Genomic DNA, 17,194 nt, shown 5'->3' on the forward strand with positions numbered 1-17,194 from the left:
ATTTTGCCTGAGTATGAACTTGAGTAATCTTTTGCATTGCTTTAATCATATGAGGTTCTCCATGAACTGGAACAACTAATTCTGGCTCAAGAAGAGAAACCAAAAACCGATGATCTTTTGCAAAGGCATGACCTGAAACATGAACATCGGTAAACATAGATACCTTTTTCTTATGGAGTTTATCTTCTAATAATTGCCTGTGTTTAATAGAAATGGGAACAGGAATAATTTGACAAGAAAAAATAACTACATCTTCTTTAGTAAATGGAAATAATCCGTCAGCCATACGATTTAAGACCGCTTGTGGTTCGCCCTGATGACCCGTTACAATTAAAAAATAATCTTGAGGATTATGAAGTTTCTCAAAAAAAACTTTTGCTTGACTTGCATATTTAAGAACAATGCCTCGCTTTTCTAAATTAACAACATCAGCATTTTTTGCTGCAGTAATATAGCGAGCAAGAGAACGTCCGATAAAAACAACTTTACGCTTTAGCGTATCAGCAATAGCACATAATTCTTTCAAACGATAAATATGTGAAGAAAAAGTTGAAGCAATAATTGCGCGATGAGAAGTTAGTTTTGGTACCAAATCATTAAGTTGCTCTTGCACACAAAACTCCGAAGGAGCATGTTCATTTCTCGGCGCATACAAAGAATCAAGAATAAGAAGTTTTACCTTACCCTTAAGTTCTTGCAAACGAGTTATATCTGTTGGATTCTCAAACGGAGGATGCTGATCATTTTTAAAATCATTTGCGTAAAGAACTACACCATCTTTTGTGTGGACTGCAATTACAACCGAATGTGGCGTGGAATGCGCAACGGGAATAAATTCAATAGTTATATCATTAATAACGAATGTACTTTTTTGCTCGTGCTCAACAACAGTAACTTGCTTTCCTCGGTCTTGTGCAAGCGAGCGAATAAGTTGTCCTGTAAAGGGGGTTGCATGCACGCTACAATTAAAACGATTCGCTAAAAAAGGAATACCTGCAACATGGTCTAAATGCGCATGAGAACAAATAATACCCACAACATCATGCTTGCGTTTTCTTAAATGGCGAATATCGGGAAGCGCGCCAGCAGTAATAAATCGTCTTACTGAATGTTTCTTTTGCGGAAAATCAGTTTCTGTAAGTTCTACAAATCGCTCGAGATGAAAACCCATATCAAGAATAATTATCTTGCCATCAATATCAAGTGCAAAACAATTCCGACCAATTTCATTAACCCCGCCAAGAGGAATAAGTGTGAAAGTCATTGTAATTGTGTATAGGCTTGAGCGAAGCAAAACCTACTTGTTCTTTGCCAGGTTTCTTTCTAAGAAACCTGCGAGGAGAGGCAGCGAAAACCAAAAAGATTTTCTGGTCTCTCCCAACGCATTTTTAACAACAAAAATGCAAGGAGAGGCAGCGAAAACCAAAAAGATTTTCTGGTCTCTCCCAACGCATTTTTAACAACAAAAATGCGAGGAGAGGGTTTCGAACCCACGTAAGCACTAAGCTACCGGATTTTGAGTCCGGCCCGTTTGACCACTCCGGCATCCCCGCGAAATTATTTATATTAAGTGAAAAGAATAAGAAACCGTTTATAAAAACTTCTACAAGTCAAGACTATCAATCTTTTTTTCAATAAGTGCTATTGCTTCCTGAAGCTTATCCAGTTTATTTCCTGCAAGAGGAATTGATTTAGTGAGCGTCCTTGAATCTTTTTTTGCATTTTTTTTAGTAGAATCACTTTGTTTTACCGCATTTTTTACTTCCTCAACTAGCAAATCTTTATGCGGAAGAATTTTTTCCATATAATTAAATGAATCAATAACTGATTTTGTTTGTTTTCGAAGATGATTTAATAAATGCTGTTTTCGTTCACGAATATCTTTTACTAGTAAATATTGGCTTGTTAAGAGAAGTACTTGTTTTGCTATTTGTAATCGCTCTAATTCAACACGCGACGGGTCATCAATTCGTACAAAATATTCATCTGCCATAATTATACATCCGGTTCAAATAATGTTTTATCAAGCTCTAATAATCGCTCTTCAGCTTCTTGCATATTTTCTTCCCAGGCAGCAAGCGTTTGTTCTTCTTCCTCTCGAAGATTTTTTATTTCATCAAGTGTTGCGCGAACATCGCCCAACTCTTTTTTGAGATCATCAATGGTATGTAATACATCTTTGTACTCGCCAATTTTAATAAACATAGGAGGTTTTTTGCTCATAGTTAACACCTTTTTGTTAATGATTCTATCGTCATAATTTTTTCAAATGAACTACGTAAAAATACTTCTGCATGATCTAAATTAGTTGTGACTTGTTCTTCTATTTCCAAAAGCCGCTCTTGAGTTGATAATTGCTCACCTAACATTTCTTGTGTAGAGCGTAACGCAGAAAGAAGTTCTACATACCTCTCTTTTTTTACATAAATTCCTTCAAATATCTTTCCAGAACCAGGCCGAGCAGGATAGGCCATTACATCTGCAAGCGACTGATTATTCGTTGCTGATGCATCTGAAGATACATTTGAAGATACGCTCTTGTTTGAAGAAGCACTACCTTGCGTGGACAATACATCATCTTCTGTTGTACCCTCTTTTGCAGGAATAATTGCGGTTAATTCATTATCCTGAGCCACATCAGTTTGTTGCTTTACATCATTTATTGGTTGACCAACAAGCTGCTCTGTTGATTGCTCTTCCGAAGCAGTCGTTTCTAGCGGCGCAACATCAGTTGATAAGGATGAAGAAGATGAAGATACTTGCTCTTCAGAAACTGAAGAACTCGCAGTATTAGCTAATGCGGATGCAGCTTTGGGCGCAGAAGGAGTGACTGAATCAAGAGGAATAGCTGCTTCAGGAGAAGTAGTAAGCTCTGGTGTTGGTGTATCTTGTAATGGGTGCATATCTTGGTTAAATGAGTTATTTTCTGTGTCCGTTGCATCCAAAGAAGTTATCTCATTAGAAGGCGGAGTTGTAGATGCAGGAGGCGAGGATGGGTCCTGAGCAGAAGTATCTGCAACAGCAGAAGCAGAGGTATGCAAGTTGAATTGAGTGGCCGAATCTAATTCTTGCGACAAATTAGACGTTGCAGACATGGAATCATTTGTTAACGAGTCATGCATTTTAGAAGCCGTATTTGCCAAACTATCTGAAAGAACCTTGTTTGCACTAGCAACAGTATCTTTCTTTTTAAACAATCCTTTAAATGACACCCTACAACCTCTTTTTAAAGAAATAGCTCCTAAGACTATTAAAAGTTTTGTTACCCTTACAAAGAAACAATTTTTGTAGAGAAGCGCTTATTCTTGAAAATATTCCGGAAAAAACGCCGTTATGAATTTTAAGCAGCACCTGTACATAACAGTACATGAAACGTAAGACAAAAATAATTATTATGCTATTGTTTTGCCTACTTGTTACACCAGTTATTGCTCAGAACGCGCAAACACTCATTGTTAAAAACGAAACAATCTCATTTACACTTTTACAAAACCATGCTTGCGGACTTGAAGAAAATTTATTTCGTATTGACCGACTCAATTATAGCGTTGGCATCGAACGTCTTGCATTTACGTATACACAAGAAACAAGAACACAAGACAACTTGCTTAGTAAGATAGACGTACATAAAAACCTCAATTTGTATACGGCCACAAAAACAAGTTTTAGTCAAATTACAACAAACCAAACATACACTATAGGAATAGAATATCAAAATCAAACCTTGTGGTGGAGCATCCAAGGCAATTGCTCGCCAATTTTAGCAGAAAATAATTCTTTAGAATCTACAAGCAATAACACAAGCATAAACAACACAACAATAGCAAACAATACAGAAGATAACTTGACAAATACCCTAAACACCACATTAAAAAATGATAGTGCAAATACAACAAACATAACAAACAACACAAGTACAAACAATATCAACATAAATAATACAATAGAAAAAAACAATAGTACAAACACAACAAGCACGACAAACATAACAAACAACATCCAGCTCAATAATACAGAAGAAAATAAAACAACAACTGAACAAAACTTAAGTCAAAACTCAAGTGCGAACTGCTTTGAGTATGCCCACATATACACTGATAAAGACATCTATGCTGTTGGTGAAAAAATGAATATGCAATTTTATATCTCTCCCCTTAGCGAATCATTTAGTATCACCTATGAAATTAAAGATCTTTACGGACAGAGTATTAAAAAAAATTATACCACCAACAACCTTCATACAAAAACACACACGTGGAAATCAATAGATGCGCAAGAACGAGTATATTTTATCTATGCAGTATTTGAAGATGAATGTAGTATACAAAAAGAAGAAAAAATTATTGTTGTTCAAAATAGAAATTATGAAGAACCAATCATAGACGAAACAATAAACTTATATGAACTTAACGAAGAATTTATTGAAAATATTACTATTTCAACAATTACTCTACAAGAAGATGAGGCAATCGTATTACTCACACTCCAACGAGGAAATAGTCGTAAAACAACAGTTACCTGCAAATATACAGATCAGCAAAATAGGCGAATACAAGACGATAGTAAAATAAAACTATTAACAAAAAATCAAAAAATATCAACTACCCTGCATTTATCAGCAAAAAGTGAGAAAGGAATCTTGTTTTGCGAGGGGCTTGGCGTTACGGCAACAGCAGAAATACTTTTTCCACCACAAGAAACAACTATAGACAAGCAAGAAGAAACAGCAAGTAATCAAACAACAACTCAAACAAATAAACAACAAACAAACGAGGTCAATGTTAGCTCATTACTTCTTCCAAAAATAACACCCATACAAAATGATAGTAATGAGCTCACCGGATTTGCTATTGTCAGCAACACTACAAGACAACAAAAACAAACAATGCACATCATTCTTATTGGCCTTTGCATACTTAGTTTAACAAGCATTTTGTCATACAAGCTCTTTACTGCTCGAAAAACGAGAATAGAGCAAGACCAATAGGTTTATAAAATCAGACTTGTTAGACTGGAAATTATGAACTCTAAAGAAATAAAGAAATATATTGATGATAATTATCTATACGTTCGTGTTATGTTCGAAGTAGTCGGTCGACCAAAAGAACATGTTCAAACAACAGTAAAATCATTTGTTGAAAAAATAAAACAAGATGAAGAGCTCGTTTTTGTTTCTGAAGATTATGATGAAGCAGAAGAAGTTGAAGATGGTGTTTTTGGCGCAATAGCTGAAACTGAACTACTCGTGCCAAACGCAGAAAAACTTACCTGGCTTTGTATTAACTTTACACCAGCATCGCTTGAGATTCTTGAGCCATCACAAATTACTATCGAGCAAAAAGAACTTACTAATTGGTATAACGATTTACTTTCTCGACTACATGAAATAGGTGTTAACCATAAAGCACTAGGTAGCCAATATCAAGGATTAGTTAGAAATTTTAACGCAATGACAAGAAATGCAATACTCCTAGTACTTAAAGAATCGGCAGAATTAGAACAAATAGCAAAACGAATAGGTATGACCAGCGAACATACTGAACAATTCCTTGAAGCACTCATTAAAGAGAAAAAAATTAAAAAGGATAAAAACAAATATCAAGTTATATCCTCAAGGTAACAATGGAAGACTTACGTAACCGTATTGAAGCAATATTATTTGCATCAGGAAAAGGCGTCACTGAAGAAGAACTCGCTGGTTACTGTGAAGCAAACCTTGCAACAATAAAAAAATCGCTTTCTTATTTACAAAAAGATCTTGATGGACGAATGGGTAGTCTTATTATTTCTTTACATAATAATCGCTGGAAAATGACTGTTCGAGGAAAATATCTCAAAGATGTAGAAAGTATCGTTAGCGAAACAGAATTACCTTCTCCAGTACTCCGTACACTTGCAGTGATAGCATACAAAAGCCCGGTTCTTCAAGCAGATATTATTCATATGAGAGGGCAAAGCGCATATGAACATATCAAAGAATTAACAAAACAAAAATTTGTTACAAAAGAAGAACGTGGACGAAGCTTTCTTATTAAAATCACTGATAAATTCTACAACTATTTTGATGTTGAAGGCGATGAAGAAATCCAAGACGTATTCTCTAAACTTCGAGAAAAACAAAAGACGCTTGGCGACTTAGAAATCATAGACGTTAAATTAGAAAAGAAAGAACAAGAAGAAAAAAAAGAAGAAGATAAAACGCATCTTGGAGAACTTGACGTTGTCGATGTCGCTCCGCGAACACGAGAAAAAACAAAAGAAGATGAACAAGAAGAAAAAACATTCTTAGCACGAATAGATGAAAGTATCAATCAAATTAGCAAACGAGTGGAAGAACATAAACTTCCAAATAGAGAACGAAAAGAACAAGAAGAAGCAAACAACATAATAGAACAAGAAGAAACATCTCAAGACTCAACAGAAGAACGAGAAGAAGAAAAACAAAAAACTCAACAAGAAGCTGAAGAAAATCCATTAAGTACAATGGAAAAGTTTGCTGAAAAAACAGAAGATCAAAAAGAGGACGATTATTTATGATTGTTCTAGTGCGCTGTCCAAAATGCAAACAAACTATGCGATACGAACCTCGAAATAATCTTATTTCTAAACGAAAAACATGTGTCTATTGTGGTCGAAATTTCGCAGTTAATCAAGACACATTTATTAAAACAGAAGAGGCCTAAAAACTACCTAAAAACCACTCTAGAAAAGGCCTATCCGTAAGACTTATAAATCGATGATTATTCTGTTTTAACAGAGAATTCAAGCAAAATTAAGGCGTGTGCGAATGGAAGAACAAAGCGATAAACAAGACAAAAAAAAAGACCAAATTCTCTTGGCAACTATTGAAAAAGAAATGAAAACAGCATATTTAGATTATGCTATGTCTGTTATTGTCGGTCGAGCCCTTCCAGATGTTCGAGACGGACTTAAACCAGTCCATCGACGCATTCTTTATGCAATGAATGAGATGGGCATCACCTTTTCTAAATCATTTAAAAAATCAGCAAGAATAGTAGGTGAAGTATTAGGTAAATATCATCCTCATGGAGATAGCGCAGTCTATGAAAGTTTAGTCCGAATGGCGCAAGACTTCGCACTTCGATACCCACTCATTAAAGGACAAGGAAACTTTGGAAGTATCGATGGAGATAGCGCAGCAGCAATGCGTTATACAGAAGCAAAACTTGCAAAAATCAGCACATCAATGCTTACTGATATTGAAAAAGAAACTATTGATTTTCGACCAAACTTTGATGAAAGTCTAGAAGAGCCAAGCGTACTTCCAAACAGCATGCCTAATCTTTTAGTTAACGGATCAAACGGAATAGCTGTGGGAATGGCAACAAATATTCCGCCACATAACCTTTCAGAAGTTATCGATGCAATTGTGGCACTCATTAACGATGAAGAACTTGGCATACTCGATCTTACAGCATATATCAAAGCGCCTGACTTCCCAACAGGCGGCAAAATTATAGGAACTGCGGGCGTTATGCAAGCATATAATAGTGGACGAGGAAAAGTGCGCGTCCGAGCAACTATACACATTGAACAAGTGCGTGGACAAGATGCAATCATTATTACTGAAATTCCCTATCAAGTAAACAAAACAACACTTATTGAACAAATCGCAGAAGGTGTAAGAGAAGAACGAATTGAACATATTCGAGATATTAGAGATGAATCTGATAGAACAGGTATGCGCATAGTTATCGAACTTAAAAAAGACGCAAATACAGATGTCGTGCAAAATCAATTACTTAAACATTCAAGACTTCAAACAACATTAAGTATTATTTTTCTTGCGATTGTCGACAAAGAACCAAAAGTACTTAATCTTAAAGAAATAATTCAACATTTTATCAACCATCGAAAAGAAGTCGTGACGAGAAGAACAATATTTGAACTTAAAAAAGCAGAGAAAAAAGCACATTTACTTGAAGGACTCACCAAGGCGTTGGATAACATCGATGCAGTCATAACACTCATTAAGCAAGCAAAAGCAGCACAAGATGCAAAAGACGAATTAATGAGTACTTACACATTTAGTGAAGAACAAGCACAAGCAATTCTTGATATGAAACTACAAAAACTTACTAACCTTGAGCAAGGAAAAATCAGAGAAGATTACGACACAACAATTAGACTTATCGCAGAACTCAAAGCAATATTAGCAAGTGATGAAAAAATTAAAAATATTATCAAACAAGAACTCATTCAACTCAAAGAACAATACGGTGATGCGCGAAGAACAAAAATTGAATATGTTGAAGATGAAGAAATTGAAGATGAAGATCTTATCCCGCAAGAAAATCAAGTTGTAACCATCACCAAATCTGGCTATGCAAAACGACTACCTATTGATACCTATAAAGTCCAAAATAGAGGAGGAAAAGGAGTTATTGGTACAAGTATGAAAGAAGAAGATATTGTTGAACATCTCTTCATTGCAAACACGCACTCCCATTTACTTATTTTTACTGACAAAGGAAAAGTATATTGGCTCAAAGTCTATAAAATGCCAGAAGGTTCCCGACAAGCAAAAGGAAAAGCCCTTGTTAATCTTGTGCAAATGGAATCAACAGAGAAAGTTGCAGCAGTTATCCCTGTAAACGAATTCGTCGCAACAGACTATCTTTTGTTAGTTACAAAAAAAGGGATTATTAAAAAAACATCACTTGAAGCATACTCTCGACCACGACAAACTGGAATAATTGGGATTACCCTTGATGAAGGCGATAGTGTAGTAAACGTCCTTAAAACTAACGGCTCACAAAACATACTCCTCGCAAGTAAACATGGTCAAGCGATACGATTTAACGAACAAGATGCGCGACCAATTGGTAGAACGAGCAGAGGCGTACGCGGAATGATGCTTGAACAAGACGATACTATTATTGGCGCAGTCATCGCACATGATGAAGATACTATTCTTACCATCACACAAAACGGCTACGGCAAAAGAACACCAATTACTGACTACCGCCTCATTAACAGAGGAGGAAAAGGAGTGCGAAATATCATTTGTAGCGAGCGAAACGGACATGTTGCAAGTATCCGAGCAGTAAATGGTGCTGAAGAAGCACTACTTATTAGCCAAAAAGGCATTATTATTCGAACAGGAGTTACTCAAATAAGTGTAATAGGCCGAAATACGCAAGGACTGCGCATCATGAGACTCACTGCTGGCGATTATGTAAAAGCAATAGCTCTTGTACAACTCGAATAGGTCTTTTTAAGCGTTTTTTAAACTAAGGAAGGAAAGATTTTTAAGAATAAAGCAATGAGAATAAGCCATGCAACTCAAAGAAACAACACTTAAAGAGAAAGGATGGAATGATGAAGAAATTGAGCGTGCTCGAGAAATTCTAATCAGAGCAGAAGAAAAAAAACATCCAAGAAAACTAGCAATTGAAAAAATGCTCTTTTGGTTTATGCTGGGTATCATCGTCGTAGGAACTATTCTTGGCGCGTGGATTATCGAACCATTACTTCTCGTTACCACCCAAACACAAGCAATTATTAGTGTTGTCATCTTTGGCCTCCTTTTTGGAAGCTTAGCAACCATTCTTTTTCGAGATATAGAACAACTCCAAACACATCATCACATCGTATTATCACTCATCATACCTTTAACTGCAATACTTACTAGCATCATTATCACCAAACAAGCAAAAATTATAGCAACAGCTCTTGCGCTTAAAACAAATCATAATCCTTACATTTTAGGAATTGCGTATGCAGTTACCTCCCTTATTCCCTACATTATTTTTATGAGCATACAGAGGAAAGAACAACGTGCAACTCAAAACATGGCTTAAACATTACATCACTTTTAAGGATTGCATGAAAAAACAAATAGTTAACATGCAAGAAACTAATGAAGAACTTATTATTACAGAAAAAAAAGAGCAAAAAACATATTTTGTTGCGGAAACACTCCAAGAACTCCTTAATAAAAAAGCAAAACAGAAGACCTACCTCGTTTGTTTAAACAGCAAAGAAAATATTAAAACACTCATTAAAAATTGGAATATACTTATTAAACGAAAAGAAGTCACCATTTTATTTGCTCATCCTGAAAACAACGAAGTATGGCTTATTAATCCAACAACGCATCACAACATTACTGAAAAAGAAAGCTTAGAAGAAGGTATTACTGCGCTTCATACAAGTATTTCTACAATAAACTAAAATGGAAACAAAAATTAACACCGGCACCGAGGTATTTGACTGGCTCTTAGAAGGCGGATATGAAAAAGAAGTTATTACTACGATTTATGGACCTGCAGGAAGCGGAAAAACAAACCTTTGTTTATTGTGTGCAAACTCATTTAAAGGGAAAAAAGTTATTTATGTAGACACTGAAGGCTCATTCTCACTCTCGCGATTTCGCCAAATCAGCGATAAATACAAGGAATCACTCAAAAATATAATCATTCTAAAACCAACAACATTTCAAGAACAAAAAAAATCATTTGAAAAACTTCGAGAACTCGTTAACAAAGATGTGGGCATCATTATCGTTGATAGTATTGCTATGCTCTATCGACTTGAAATGGGACAAACAAAAAATGTGTACGATGTGAATAAACAACTCGGCATGCAACTCTCTTTTCTTACTGAAATTGCACGAAAAAATAATATACCTGTACTCATCACTAACCAAGTATATCAAGATTTTGAAAATAAAGAAAAAGTAAATATCGTTGGGGGCGACTTACTCAAATATCAAAGCAAATGCCTCATCGAACTACAAAAAAATACTGATATAACTAGAACCGCTATCGTCCGTAAACACCGCTCCATAGAAGAAAACAAACAAATAAAATTTCGAATAACAGATTTGGGTATTGAAGAAGTAAAAGAGGATGGTGCATGAAAAATTGGAGATATTGGCCAGACTTATTATTTCAATTTCCACTTGTCGCAAAACTTATCATTAGCTGTTATGCAGCAGGAATGAAACCATACAATCTTCTTAAAGCAGATTTCGGACTAGAAGAAGGCAATGTGAATTCTGCATCGAAATATCATATTAATAACAAGTTTGTAACAAAACAATTATTAAAATTTGAACTTATTAAAACAGAAAATTCTCCAGCTACAAGAGTAAAAATCCTCCAAGAATTTATGAAAAAACAAAAATTACACTTTCCTATTATCCTTAAGCCCGATACTGGAAGAAGTGGCATGGGAGCAATTCTTATCAAAAATGTAGAACAAGCAAAAAAATTTCTTAAGGAAATAAAAGTTAACTATCTCGCTCAAGAATACTGCGAATGGCCTTTAGAATATGGTATTTTCTATTATAAACTTAATGGCAAACCAAATATCCTCTCTATTAATCAAAAAGTTATTCCAACAATCATAGGAACAGGAAAACACAGTATTAAAAAAATCATTAAACAAGATAAAGACACTAAACACATTAAACATGCACTAAAAAAACAACTACTTAGGCAAAAACCGAACAAAGGAGAACAAATACAACTCACCAATATTGGCAACATTAGCCAAGGAGCAATCTATAAAGATAGAACCTATTTAGCAACACCTGCATTACTCAAAGTTATTGATAAAATCGTCAAAGACAAAGGATATTACTACGGAAAACTTGATATAAAAACGCCATCAACAAAAGATTTGGGAAAAGGAAACTTTAAAATTATAGAAATTAATGGAATTACCTCATTTGCTTCTAGTTGTTATGACCCCCAATACAATATTAAAAAAGCATATAAAATGCTTTCAAAACAATATAAAATACTCATGCAAATAGCATTAGAAAATAAACACATAACTATTGAAAAACCAAAAATGATAAAACTCTTAACTAAAACACATGTAGCAGAAAAAAGATTAAAAAAACAACAAAAAATAACCTCTAAACATAAAACAAATAATTAAAATAAAATTTATTCTTCAGTAAATTGCTCAATATCGTGTTCGAACACTTGACCCTTATTGATAATTCCTTTGATTTCGAGATATGTTTTAGCAAGCAACCAAAATACCAATCCTAAACTTTTTTTACCTTTATTATTACAAGGAATAACCAAATCAATATTATTTACTTGATTATTTGTATCACAAAGCGCAATTATCGGAAGCCCCATACTCAACGCATCATTTACTGCGTTCTTATCTGGGCCTACATCAGTTAATACCATAATTTTTGCTTCTGTAAAGTTCTTTAGCTGCGCATTAGTTAAAATTCCGGGAGGATAACGACCCGGAAAACATTTTGAGCCCGTTGCTTTTGCAAACATACGAACAGGCCGCCAACCATTTTCTCGACGAGAAACAACAAGAATTTCATCAGGATCGTAATGCGCAAGCAATTGTGCAGCCACACGAATACGATTATCAATTTGTTTAATATTAAGAACAGAAAGTCCATCTGGTCTTGTTTTATAGATAAAATTCTCCATATATTTAGTTCTAAATTTAGTACCGATGTGAATACCGCTCTTTAGATAATCCTCATTAGGAATCAATAGTTCTTCATCTGTCATTTTATGTCCTCTTATATGCATAGAAATTAGAATTTCTTGCACGTTATTATTACCTGGCGTGCGAACCACTAGGTTCTTTACAAGCCTGTAAAACGCCTTAAAATGACGTCAAAATCAAAACAATACATGTTTGTTTATTGTTGATATCGAATTAATCCTCATTGACCATCAACTGATTTTTAGAGACTTGCAAACAGGTTATACTAGAAGAGAAACCCAATACCATTTATAAACGTTATTGTCAACTTAACAACAGGTGGCTTAGCTAAAACAAACTACGCTAACAAATCCATTAATCGTCTTCCTCACCAAAATCTTCAGAATCGCCTTCAGTAGTTAATAAATGAGAGACATCTTCAGCAGGATCTTTAGGTTTTGGTTTAGGTTTAGGCAAGAAATCCTCTTTAGCAGGCTCTTTTAGTTTTTCAATAAGCTCGCCAAACGATACTTTGGGCAAGACTTTAGTTATCTTTATTTTTACAAAATCGCCTTTTTCTACGCCTGGAACAAAGACTACAAACCCCTTTATACGAAGAACGCCGTCGCCTTTCTCACCCACCGAAGCAATAATCCCGGTGTGCTCTTCTCCAACAGCAATCGGTGGAGCTTGGTCTTGAAAGAATTTTGGTTTCATTAGTTATCACAGAAAAATACTTTGTTGTTTAAATAATTTTGCCTATAAGACAACAAATGCACACTACAAAAAATAATACTGCTAACAAATATACTTGAAAAAAATAAAAATAAAAAAAAATAGTTCATCAAATTACGCCTTCACCTTTAACGTATCCCACGCAAGCTCAAATAATTGTTCTAGAGCTGAAGCAAAAAATACAGTGTTAACCCAAATACCAATATCATAGGTTGGGTGAACATCATCATCATTCATTACCATAAAAATTACTTCAGTACCATCTACAACAACGAAACGTGCACTAATGTGGTCAATGTGACGAACTTCTGCAATGCCCTCTAAATCTTTTGCAACCGCTTTAGCTTCATCGGTTTTTAATGGCGCAGCAATACGAATTTTTACACCACGTTTTACAAGTTCTTCAAATAACGGCTTAAGCCCTTCCGCTTTACGAACAAGACCTTGTGTTGTTGTCATCATCGTGACCGTTTCTTCAGCACTTCGAATAGTAAACTCGATGTGATTATATAAATTCAGCCGACCTCGAAGAGAACCTGAAAGATCAGTTGGCTCAACAAGTTCAACACCTTGCGTATGTAATGAATTTAACTCATCAATAAGATCTGTTCCTTTAAGATCATCAAGTTTTTTTATGTGTGTCTCAGTAGACGTTACTAGATTTTTCTTTACACGTTCTAAAACTTCTTTTGGTGGAACTGCAATATATTTAATTGGCTTTCCAATCTTCATCACTACAAATCCTTTCTTTTCAAGAGACTCTAAAACATCGTAACTTCGTGAACGTGGCACGTTCGCAATGTCTGAGAGTTCGCCTGCAGTACTCACGCCTCTAGAGAGAAGAGCAGTCCACACCTTGGCCTCATATAAATTTAATGAGAAGTAGCGTCGTAACTTACTCAAAAACTCTTCTTTAACTATCATATTTTACCCTCCAAAAGGAAACCTCACCCCTTTCAATTCTTCAATGGCGAATAACTACTATTTATATGTTACTATTGTTTATCTCGCAAAAATGGTAACATACAAAAAAGTATACTGGGGCTTAAAACTAAAGAAAATAAGCTTTACAGCAGGTGAAAAATCACTTCTTTTGAGGCACGACCAATTTAAAAAATAAGCAACGAGTGCCAGATTATGTTTTAGAAACTATATAAAATAATTCGTTGGGTATTTGCAAAGTTTCATACGACCACCCTTGTTTAACACAAAATTTCTCAAACCATGTGCGTCGCTGCGCACCAATAATATTCTTTCCTCCAATAGAAACTAAAGAAAAAGAAACTACAAAAAATGAAGCAGAAATTCTACTAAGAATTAGTTTTGAAACATTACGTTCACGCAACTCAAAAGAATCAAGTGCTTTAAATAAAAAACAAACATCAACAGCAAATCCTTTCACCCATAATAAAAAATCTTCACTAACTACATCAATTGCTTTACCATACCCTTGCTGATTTTTCTTTTTAAAAAAAGTTGTCACCCTAGCCATATCACTAGATGAAAGATCACACGCAATATACTCTTGAGGACGAAGAGGAAAATAATCAAGCGTGAAAGGTGTAAAACCACACGCAACATCAAGCAAAGAAAATTTTTCGGGCAAGCCCTTCGCTACGAGTTTATCAAACAACAAATCATAAATCGTGCCTATATAATCATATCGCTCGTTAGTTGATTGGTGCGCTTGCAAAATAGTATCGACGTCATCAAAATTATTTTTTGCTAATTGTTTTCTCATAAAAACCCCATATAACTCTCGAAGATTTTTTCTTGTTTGAGAAACAATGTTTTTACAAATGGCGCTTTTCTTAAACTTCTCAAATGTCTCGTATTTATCAGGAATTTGAAAGTTTTTTTGAAGAATAATTTTTTCAATAAATGCATCATCAAGTGTAGCAAGCTCTGGTTTTTCTTTAATGAGCTTGACAAGTTGTGTAGAAAATCTTAATTGGTTTTCCATCGTAATACTCCGACAATGCCACCTAACCCATCAATGGTTTTTGTTGTTGATTCAGCATGTAAAAACAGAACCTTCCCTTTGGACGCATCAACAAGTTTAAGAAGTTCATCTAAAGATTCATAGGATTTCTCTTCTTTTTTCTTAAGCAGAAAAGATTCACTTACACCTAATTTCTCAATAGCTCCGCTTTGCGCTGCGCGCGCAACATCATTAAAACCATATGCTAACAAATCTTCATCGAGTTTTTTTAATATTTCACCAACAAGCGACTCTTCTTTTTGGAGACGTTGATTTGCTAAAAGTTGGTGAAGCTCTGGACGAGTCAATAACCTATTCACGCTTGCAAAAGAAACCTCTGGCGTGGAAATAAAAATGGCTTGCTTTTTAAGCTCGGGACTTAGTTTTTCTTGCACATATTTTTTCCAAAAATCTGCGCTGGCAAACACTATGCCTGTTATTTTGTGCTGCGTTCGGTAATCAGTGACTTTTTGCAAGATTTGGCCATACAACGATTCATTAGAAGATTGTTCATATTGTTTTTTTGCTACAGCAACTTTTATCTCGGCCAGATGTTCTATGCCTGTTTGCCTCACCATAGAGAACAATGCGTGTTCTCGATCATACTGTACAATAATAACTGATTGAGAACTATTTGCTAAAGCTTCATTAAGTTTTTCAATCAAGTACATGGGCCATAACTCTTTGCGAAGCGTAAATGAATCATTAACGCTAATACCAAATGTGTGATAAGAACCGTGAGGAACTTCTTCGGGACCTTTAAGAACAATTCCTTTCACGCGAAGCTCGTTTGCATCAGCTAATTCAACAGATTCTATTTTCAGCGTTAATACCATTTTTTTGCGAACAACTTTTGCATTAGTATCAGAACCACCTAATTTGAGCTTTCGCTCAGTCTTCATAGTCATTTCATTACCAGGCTCTATAAGATGAGTGAGATACCATAAATCATCTGCCAGGGTAACTTTAAGCGATACTGTTCCGTGCTTGAAATCTTTTTTTAAAGATATCATAAGAAGAAAAAGTCGTTTGGAGTTTAAAAAAGTATAGAAAAAACGCTCAAAAACAATTGTTTGTGACGATGAAAATAAAAAAAAGAAAAAAAATTACGCATCCTTTAAACCATGTTCAGTTACTTCATAAATACATTCTGCATCAGCAAGATTTGGTGCATCGACTAATTTTGCAACGCGCGTTCCTTTTTTTCCTTTCCGTAAATAAATCCGAAACGTGCTGTTGTGTGCAACAATATGTCCACCAATTGCTTCAGTTGGATCACCAAAAAATGCATCTGGCTTTGACATAACTTGATTAGTTACAAAAACACAGGCATTATGTAAATCAGCCATTTTTGCAAGGACGTGCATATGCTTATTGAGTTTCTGTTGACGTTCAGCAAGCGTACCGCGACCAACGAACTCTGCTCGAAAATGTGCTATTAACGAATCAACAACAATAACACGAACCTTTTGACCTTCTTTAACTAAATCATCAACTTTTTCAGCAAGCAACATCTGATGATCTGAATTAAATGCTCGAGCAACACGAATATTTTTCAAAACATCATCACCATCAAGACCAAATCCTATGGCGAGTTGCTTGATACGCTCAGGTCGAAAAGTATTTTCTGTATCAATATACACTGCAACAGCATCTGGTTCTTTCACTTGACAACTCACGCAAAGCACGTGCGCAATTTGTGTTTTTGAACTACCATATTGACCAAAACATTCGTTAATTGCACCTGTTTCAAAGCCACCTTCGAGCATATCATCAAAGCTTTGCGCCCCAGTACTAATCTTAATTACTTTTGCTCGCTTTGCTAAAAGATCTTCGCCTGATTGAAAACCCATATCCATCATGCTGCGAGCAGCTTGAATCATTTTTCTTGCGGCAACTTCAGTAACTCCGCTCGCATTACCTAGCTCGGCAGGCGTTGCAACAGCTATTGCCATTAAATTATCAAAGCCGCCCGCTTCAAGCTTTTCTACTGTTGCTGCACCTACGCCCGGTAAATCTTCAACTCGTGGTCCGTTCATT

The 17,194-nt window shown here is 35.3% G+C and carries 19 protein-coding genes and 1 tRNA gene; 9 read left to right on the top strand and 11 right to left on the bottom strand.

The features are described from left to right. The 5 genes from K9M74_02160 to K9M74_02180 form a co-directional block, all read right to left on the bottom strand. Positions 1-1,264, bottom strand: a 1,264-nt coding sequence (locus K9M74_02160) for an MBL fold metallo-hydrolase (GenBank protein ID MCF7798683.1), incomplete at its 3' end; no start/stop codon positions are given. 205 nt (positions 1,265-1,469) lie between these two features. Further along, positions 1,470-1,553, bottom strand: a tRNA-Leu gene (locus K9M74_02165). Positions 1,554-1,603: 50 nt separating this feature from the next. Then, positions 1,604-1,993: a hypothetical protein gene (locus K9M74_02170; GenBank protein ID MCF7798684.1), complete on the bottom strand. Its 390-nt coding sequence runs from the start codon at positions 1,991-1,993 to the stop codon at positions 1,604-1,606. Between the two features lie 2 nt (positions 1,994-1,995). Continuing rightward, positions 1,996-2,223 carry a hypothetical protein gene (locus K9M74_02175; protein ID MCF7798685.1) on the bottom strand — a complete coding sequence of 76 codons (228 nt, stop codon included), beginning with the start codon at positions 2,221-2,223 and terminating at the stop codon, positions 1,996-1,998. Between the two features lie 2 nt (positions 2,224-2,225). Beyond that, positions 2,226-3,212: a hypothetical protein gene (locus K9M74_02180; protein MCF7798686.1), complete on the bottom strand. Its 987-nt coding sequence runs from the start codon at positions 3,210-3,212 to the stop codon at positions 2,226-2,228. 155 nt (positions 3,213-3,367) lie between these two features. Between K9M74_02180 and K9M74_02185 the strand changes: the two genes are divergently transcribed. The 9 genes from K9M74_02185 to K9M74_02225 all read left to right on the top strand — a co-directional run bounded on the left by K9M74_02185 (position 3,368) and on the right by K9M74_02225 (position 11,913). Next, a complete protein-coding gene (locus K9M74_02185) occupies positions 3,368-4,987 on the top strand; it encodes a hypothetical protein (protein ID MCF7798687.1) in 1,620 nt (539 codons plus the stop codon). A gap of 33 nt (positions 4,988-5,020) precedes the next feature. Further along, the gene (locus tag K9M74_02190) at positions 5,021-5,620 is read left to right on the top strand and encodes a hypothetical protein (GenBank protein MCF7798688.1); all 600 of its coding nucleotides are present in this window, start codon (positions 5,021-5,023) and stop codon (positions 5,618-5,620) included. A 2-nt stretch (positions 5,621-5,622) separates the two neighbouring features. After that, positions 5,623-6,537 (top strand): SMC-Scp complex subunit ScpB, encoded by a 915-nt coding sequence (gene scpB / locus K9M74_02195; protein ID MCF7798689.1) that lies wholly within the window; start codon positions 5,623-5,625, stop codon positions 6,535-6,537. Then, the gene (locus tag K9M74_02200; protein MCF7798690.1) at positions 6,534-6,683 is read left to right on the top strand and encodes a hypothetical protein; all 150 of its coding nucleotides are present in this window, start codon (positions 6,534-6,536) and stop codon (positions 6,681-6,683) included. Before scpB ends, K9M74_02200 begins: the two co-directional genes overlap by 4 nt. Positions 6,684-6,787: 104 nt before the next feature. Beyond that, on the top strand, positions 6,788-9,232 hold the full coding sequence (gyrA, locus tag K9M74_02205; protein ID MCF7798691.1) for a DNA gyrase subunit A: 2,445 nt from the start codon (positions 6,788-6,790) through the stop codon (positions 9,230-9,232). 67 nt (positions 9,233-9,299) lie between these two features. Continuing rightward, complete coding sequence (locus K9M74_02210; protein MCF7798692.1) at positions 9,300-9,824, top strand: hypothetical protein; 525 nt, start codon at positions 9,300-9,302, stop codon at positions 9,822-9,824. Between the two features lie 25 nt (positions 9,825-9,849). Then, positions 9,850-10,197 carry a hypothetical protein gene (locus K9M74_02215; GenBank protein MCF7798693.1) on the top strand — a complete coding sequence of 116 codons (348 nt, stop codon included), beginning with the start codon at positions 9,850-9,852 and terminating at the stop codon, positions 10,195-10,197. Position 10,198: 1 nt separating this feature from the next. Then, positions 10,199-10,885, top strand: a complete 687-nt coding sequence (gene radB / locus K9M74_02220; protein MCF7798694.1) for a DNA repair and recombination protein RadB — start codon at positions 10,199-10,201, stop codon at positions 10,883-10,885. Continuing rightward, complete coding sequence (locus K9M74_02225; protein MCF7798695.1) at positions 10,882-11,913, top strand: hypothetical protein; 1,032 nt, start codon at positions 10,882-10,884, stop codon at positions 11,911-11,913. The genes radB and K9M74_02225 overlap by 4 nt, the downstream gene beginning before the upstream one ends. Positions 11,914-11,921: 8 nt before the next feature. Here K9M74_02225 and rpsB read toward each other — a convergent pair whose 3' ends face one another. From rpsB to radA, 6 genes are all read right to left on the bottom strand, one after another. After that, positions 11,922-12,521 (bottom strand): 30S ribosomal protein S2, encoded by a 600-nt coding sequence (gene rpsB, locus K9M74_02230; GenBank protein ID MCF7798696.1) that lies wholly within the window; start codon positions 12,519-12,521, stop codon positions 11,922-11,924. A 292-nt stretch (positions 12,522-12,813) separates the two neighbouring features. Further along, positions 12,814-13,155, bottom strand: coding sequence for a TRAM domain-containing protein (locus K9M74_02235; GenBank protein ID MCF7798697.1), 342 nt, complete (start codon positions 13,153-13,155; stop codon positions 12,814-12,816). A 132-nt stretch (positions 13,156-13,287) separates the two neighbouring features. Next, positions 13,288-14,097: a hypothetical protein gene (locus tag K9M74_02240; protein MCF7798698.1), complete on the bottom strand. Its 810-nt coding sequence runs from the start codon at positions 14,095-14,097 to the stop codon at positions 13,288-13,290. 211 nt (positions 14,098-14,308) lie between these two features. Further along, complete coding sequence (locus K9M74_02245) at positions 14,309-15,136, bottom strand: hypothetical protein (protein MCF7798699.1); 828 nt, start codon at positions 15,134-15,136, stop codon at positions 14,309-14,311. Beyond that, positions 15,121-16,167 carry a hypothetical protein gene (locus K9M74_02250; protein MCF7798700.1) on the bottom strand — a complete coding sequence of 349 codons (1,047 nt, stop codon included), beginning with the start codon at positions 16,165-16,167 and terminating at the stop codon, positions 15,121-15,123. The genes K9M74_02245 and K9M74_02250 overlap by 16 nt, the downstream gene beginning before the upstream one ends. 93 nt (positions 16,168-16,260) lie before the next feature. After that, entirely contained in the window at positions 16,261-17,193 is a 933-nt protein-coding gene (gene radA / locus K9M74_02255; GenBank protein ID MCF7798701.1) for a DNA repair and recombination protein RadA, read from the bottom strand. Position 17,194: the final 1 nt, after the last annotated feature.

It is taken from the genome of Candidatus Woesearchaeota archaeon (assembly GCA_021734105.1).
Taxonomy (GTDB): domain Archaea; phylum Nanobdellota; class Nanobdellia; order Woesearchaeales; family SKGA01; genus SKGA01.